The 6030-nt window shown below is 41.9% G+C and carries 5 protein-coding genes; 3 read left to right on the top strand and 2 right to left on the bottom strand.

Annotated elements, in window-relative coordinates; genetic code table 11:
- Positions 1-585 (bottom strand): glycogen phosphorylase (locus GVY04_08830; GenBank protein NBD16237.1); only part of this gene is annotated, 585 nt, incomplete at its 3' end.
- A gap of 1210 nt (positions 586-1795) precedes the next feature.
- Between GVY04_08830 and GVY04_08825 the strand changes: the two genes are divergently transcribed.
- Positions 1796-2110: a hypothetical protein gene (locus tag GVY04_08825; GenBank protein ID NBD16236.1), complete on the top strand. Its 315-nt coding sequence runs from the start codon at positions 1796-1798 to the stop codon at positions 2108-2110.
- A 75-nt stretch (positions 2111-2185) separates the two neighbouring features.
- Here the strand turns inward: GVY04_08825 and GVY04_08820 are convergent, their stop codons facing one another.
- Positions 2186-4603: a hypothetical protein gene (locus tag GVY04_08820; GenBank protein ID NBD16235.1), complete on the bottom strand. Its 2418-nt coding sequence runs from the start codon at positions 4601-4603 to the stop codon at positions 2186-2188.
- A 413-nt stretch (positions 4604-5016) separates the two neighbouring features.
- Here GVY04_08820 and GVY04_08815 point away from each other — a divergent pair, with 413 nt between their 5' ends.
- Both GVY04_08815 and GVY04_08810 read left to right on the top strand, forming a co-directional pair.
- Positions 5017-5175, top strand: a complete 159-nt coding sequence (locus GVY04_08815) for a hypothetical protein (protein ID NBD16234.1) — start codon at positions 5017-5019, stop codon at positions 5173-5175.
- A 362-nt stretch (positions 5176-5537) separates the two neighbouring features.
- Positions 5538-5795 (top strand): type II toxin-antitoxin system RelB/DinJ family antitoxin, encoded by a 258-nt coding sequence (locus tag GVY04_08810; protein ID NBD16233.1) that lies wholly within the window; start codon positions 5538-5540, stop codon positions 5793-5795.
- The last annotated feature ends 235 nt before the right edge of the window (positions 5796-6030 follow it).

Raw genomic sequence — 6030 nt, 5'->3', positions numbered from 1 at the left:
AGGACGAGCAATTTCCCAGGGATTGCCGTACTGGAGCCATTTATCGGTAATTTCAACTTGCCAACCGTCGCGAATTTCCTGGTCAAAAATGCCGAATTCGTAGCGAATCCCATAGCCGACGGCAGGGAGTTCTAGGGTGGCTAAGGATTCGAGATAGCATGCGGCAAGTCGTCCTAATCCTCCATTCCCTAACCCAGGCTCTTCTTCTTGGGCGAGCAGCGTTGGTAAATCTAGACCGGACTCGGTGACGGCTTGCTGCACTTGCTCGTAGATGCCAAGGTTAATCAGGTTATTGCCTAGGTGAGGTCCCAATAAGAATTCGGCCGAGAGATAACTGACGACTTTGACGTTCTGGTCTAAGTAGGTGCGGATGGTACTCAGCCAACGCTGCAGGAGCCGATCGCGCACGGTATAAGCGAGAGCCATGTAGTAGTCGTTTGGCGTGGCAATGCGCGGAAACTTTCCCTGAATGTAAAACAGGTTGTCGGCTAGGGCGCGGCGCAAGGTGGGGATACTCAATCCCGTGCGGTCGTCTTCAACCGTTGCTGCCGCTGCTGCACGATTGCTTTCAATACTTTCCACCATGATTGTTCTTCCTGATTTTATTGACACTGTTTTGAAGAGCGAATAGCTATATTTCTAGCCAGCAGATTCAATATAATGACTGCAGTGGCAAAAGCAGTCACTAGACCCTAGCCACCCCCAAAATAAGTTTTATCCCTATTACTCTCCAGAAGTAAACTCATCATTTCAAAGTAATTTGATAGACTCAACCTAAAAGATTAACTAATCAAATTCATCTTGAAAGAAGAATAAGGTTTCGTGGCTAATCACTATATATTATTCGGTAAAATTGCTGCTCAAACAGCATAATCACCGCGGTAATAAGCTAATAAAAAGGTTCAATCAACTTGATTATGTATTAGCTTTTGATTTAGGTTCTATTCAGTTTTTAATAAAGTTATGTTAGTTGGTGAATACACCAAAAATTATACATCCATTTCAAGAGAAATTACCTAACAATTTTATATAATTTTAACAATCTATTAGAGCATCTACGGGACTATTAATCTCAATTTCAATTGGTAACTTAGAAATAATTAAAAGACTAATCGCTGTCACTACTAAAACAATAAGAAACGCAATTATCATAGTTATTGAATCTCTTAGATGAAAAAAAATAACTGAAATTTATGTTATTTTGTACTGATGAAATTAAGATTAAGAAAAAATTAACAAAATAGCTACTTAAGGTTAAGGTAATTTCATAGAAAGTTGACAAAAATAGAGTCGTTTTCTCCATAAATTAGAAGGAACGGGAGAGTATAATGAGGTTAAAGAAATGTTATGATTTATCCGTGTTGTCGCTCCCTTTGAATTATCGCTGGAAAGCATAATTTTGCACGTTATTGTTTTTAGGAATAGGGAAATGATCGAGAAGGTAAATATTGAAACTCATGCCGATTTTTTAAGAACAAATTAAGTGATATTAATCACCAATAAAATTGACAAGAAGATCTAATAAAAAAGAGATGTCCGTTGATTATAATTGCCAGACATTAACCCAAGTTACGCAGATTTGGCCGGACAATACAGAAGCTAGCTAAGCTTCAGGCAAAGCGGGAAGCCAGCTCTAAAGGCTCTAAGCTTCGCCGCAAGCTGAACGAGCGCATCGCTAGACATTCGTTTGCTTCCTTAACCCTAATGAAAAAGTGTCTTTCTCCTCACCTTTTAATCTTTATGAATCACGTATAATATTGATGTATATTAATTAAATTTAATATGGAGATCAACAATGGAGATTACAGCATTTGCTTTCAAAGCGCGACTCGGTGAACAAGTCAAAGGTCGGTTGACAGGGAATGAGGAGATTACCCAGATTTGCTTATCTTTCTTACAAGAGTATGGTGAAGTCAACGCCGCGATCGGAAACGAAGGTCAGGCTGAAGTTTTATTCTTTCCCAATCACTCTTTCCAGACGATGCTAGAGTCCCGTTTGCCCAAAAAATATCCTGATGTGCGATTGTATACCACTGACGATGTCGTGGCTGCAATCAAAGAAATTACCCAAAACGAGCTGATCCCCCAAGGTTGTCAAGCCATTTTTTAAAGTGGATACTTGTCCCCGGCTATGCTTGTTTCAAGTTTAATGACTCTAATATCGGTAACTATTTTTATTTTATTGCTAATCGAGGATCAAGCTTTTCCCATCAGCTAGAAGACCAACTTCTTCCTTGACTTGGTCCATCACGACGACCTCATAGCGTTGTAATCCCTGAGGAATAGTAACCTGATGATTCTGGTTGAGCTCCCCTCTGACGCTGATTATTTCACCAATGGCACTATTCGGTAATGGACCTAAATACTGCTCTACTCCAGAACGGTGGACGACTTCAAACCGAGTATTTTGAGGGAGAGCGACATGATTAATCGAGTAGATGGGATGGGTGGACTCTGTTAGATTAATGACGATGAACCGGCGTCGATCCTGGGCGGGATCCCAGTATTCAAAGGTAACCACTTTGTTCACATCATCCAGCCACTTTTCATGATGATTATGTTGGTTATACCAGGCATGGTAAGCATCAGAGGCGATTAAAGAGCGGAAGTCTACTATTGCTTGATGGAATTTTGCAATTCCAGGATTACTCAAATTTTCCCAAACCACAGCCCCGTTCGTGGCTAAGTTACCCCTCTGCAAGGTAAAAACCTGTGCCGAATCAATATAATAGCTGCCGGCACTCAGCTTGAGAGCAGTAAATGCCATGAGTTTGCCTTCTGAGTGTTCCCAACCTGTCGCTAATTTCTCAACGGGATATTGACCGTGGATATCATCGTAATCTCGAATATTATTAATATCATCCGGCCGCCAGCCGTGGACATCAAACCAACGCCAAGGGTTACGCAAGTACTTAGAGATTTGAAATAAGGAATACTCGTCTGGATTTTTACGAATAATTTTGGACAGGCGTGCATTAAAGTCATCAGTATATCCCACGGTTAATCCAGATCCGCTTTTGCCAACGCTTAAAGGATGGGCAGCAGAAATCACGCGGTCATCAAACATAGAATACATCTCACCAATAATTTGAAAACTAGGATCCCGCAACATCATCTCCCAAGCCAAATCTCGCAAAAGACTTTCTCCTCCGGGTTCCCAACTGAGCCCATCCACATTATCAATCCGCACGCCTTCATAGCCTTCGTAGAAAAATTTGATTAAGGCTTCTTGGATCAAGAGACGAAAGCCAGGATTATTAAATTTTGGGCGTAACGTTCCCCACTCAGTACCGCGATCGGATAAAAAACCTTGCCCTGATAATCCCATGCGTACTTCCGGATAAAACTCTCCATTGGCATAGGGTTGGGCATTATGGGCAAAAACAAAATCCACCACAAGACTCAAGCCAGCTTGATTAAAAGCTCGTAGCATTTGGCGATATTCACTGGGAGTTCCTTGATCAGACTGACCAGTCGTCATATATTGGCGTACTAGATACCAGAATCGCCAATCAACTACTTTGTCCTCAGGTCGTCGCTGGTCGGCATGGGTTTGATTTGCAATGTTTGGATAAAACTGAACGGCATTGTAGCCTTCTTGGCGAATATGCCGAGGTACGTTGCACTCAGTGGCAAAACGATAGGTTTCATTGATATGTTCTCTGCCTAAACTGCCATAGAAGATAGAGTCTGGATTCTGGCAAACAAATTGAGAGATATAGGTAGTTAGATCGGTGGTGAGAGCGATATAAGCAGTTTCTCCGATGTTGGTTCGATAAGGGAGCTCTGTTGAATCCACTTCTCTTTGATGTTGCTCCTCAGGAGGAAACCAAAATACCGATAAGGGATTGATTTGCTTCTCTCCTAGAGGACGCAGAGAATTTTCTCGAGCAGTACCCGCAATAAACCGGTGGTAGAACACAGGGGAAGAGATCAAATTAGATGCAGGATCTGTTACTAGATACACTTCCCCATCCTTGGTTTCACGGACTAAGGTATAGTATTGTAAATGATAGCCTTCTGGCTGGGAAGATGCAGGCAAAATAATGGTGCGGATATAGGGATTATCTGGATCTACCTGCAATTTGTAGCGCTCATCAGGGTAATCCCAGTCATTAAAGTCCCCTGTAATCCATAAATCGGTTTCAGGAGTATCTACTACTGTTCGGACAATAACTCGCCCATCTTTCAACAGATACTGTCCAAGTTGGGGAGTGACTCTCACTAGGTCGGGATGTCGGGGTAACCCTAAATTGACAGCTAAAGTTCGACGATAGTCATGAAACCCTGGTGATAACTCAATTTCCTGACGTGCCTGAGGTTGATATAAAGGGGGATAGTTAACAATTTGAGATTTGTTTTGGGATAAAACAGTTGATTGCTCTAAACCCACGCTCATTTTTTCTTGAAGGGCAATGACATCATTTCTAAAATCGGGATTAACCAGGAAGGAGGCAAAAACGGGAGAAGCGTTAATTAATCCGATTAATCCCAGCAGAGTAAGTACACAAAAGTGAGAGACCGAAAAATAGTTAAAAGCTCGGTAACAGAATTTTCTCAAACAGGTTTGAAGACTCCAAAAAAGTAAAAAATTATTCACCATTACAGAGAGGAAGCACTCTAAGAAAATAACTAATATAGCAATCCTAATTCACTCGTGAACAAAAGCATATAGCAGTACGCAACGAGGTTAGGACATTTTGTTTCGGTGGTCGTGTGATAGTATCAGTTCTTAAAACCATAACTTATGTCCTAATGTTAATCCGTAGCGCTATAACCCGCTTTTGTCAGTCTCCGAATAGAAAAATCAATTTAATTTTCTGAAGCCTTTTCTAATTGCGCGATCGCGCTGATAATTATTAATATAAAATATTTTCTACTAGCCAAATTGAAGAATCCAGTGTTCATAAGCCTTACAGCGTCTGGTTTACGGAAAGTGACAGAAGCGGGATAACTCGTTTTTAAGCGGAATGGTAGTTTAGAGAAGAACATTTATCTAAAAGCAACGATCAAATTTTGAAATTACTCTGTCTCAGCAATGGTCATGGTGAAGATGTTATTGCCGTTAGGATCATTGAGGCGTTGTCTCAGCAAACTCAATCGGTAGAAATTACTGCTTTACCCATTGTTGGTGATGGATCGGCCTATCAGCGATCGCGCATCTTCTGCCAATAAAAAAACTCACGCGATCGCGCCTCTGTCCGCTGCACTGCATTGTTGGGTCTGATGATAATTCAGATTTTACTATTTTCCAACTGATCTGACTTCTAACGGCCTGGCTTCACCGGCGCGAAAGAGATTTAGAAGATCCCACAGCCATTCTATAGACCTGAGCGTCCGAGTGCAAGCGAATGTTAGATTGTAGGCATGAGGATATGTTGATTTCCCCCACAAACCTTATCAAAGTCAAGAGGCGATCACGCTTGCGCCTTTGTGCTAATTTGTGATACAAATGGAATACAAAGCACAGTATATTGAGCTTTATCTTCAGCACACCTGCGCCAAAGGCGCGGGGGCTCTAGCAGGAGGGTTTACCTATGAAAACTCAAACAACAAAAGTTCAAGCAAGAATGAGCCCAAACCTCAAAGCAAGGGCAGAGGAGATTTTTTCTGAGTTGGGGATTACGTCAACCGAGGCGATCCGTATGTTCTATCAACAGGTGATACTCCGTCGAGGTTTGCCTTTTGCAGTGGAAATTCCAAATGAGACCACCTTGGCTGCGATCACAGAGGCAGAAAATCCTGAGCGCTTGGAGACTGTTGATGATATTGACGTTTTTTTGGAAAGCCTTTAGTGGTTACCAAAGACTAGCCAGTGCGTGAGCAAAAAATCACCAGTCAATTCAAGAAAGATGTAAAAGCTGCTAAAGCTCGTGGTAAAGACATGGCTAAGCTAGCAGTTGTTATCAAAAAACTTCAACAAAGTATCCGTGGGACTCCCCCACCTCGGAACAGGTGGGGGAGGAAAGCGGGGTAATTTGAGACCTCGACGGTCGAAAATTAACAAACACGTTACAATGTATTTGTTCA

This window comes from Cyanobacteria bacterium GSL.Bin1, from assembly GCA_009909085.1.
Taxonomy (GTDB): domain Bacteria; phylum Cyanobacteriota; class Cyanobacteriia; order Cyanobacteriales; family Rubidibacteraceae; genus Halothece.
Note: the sequence above shows the minus strand (reverse complement) of the source record. Positions and strands in the feature narration are given on the sequence as shown.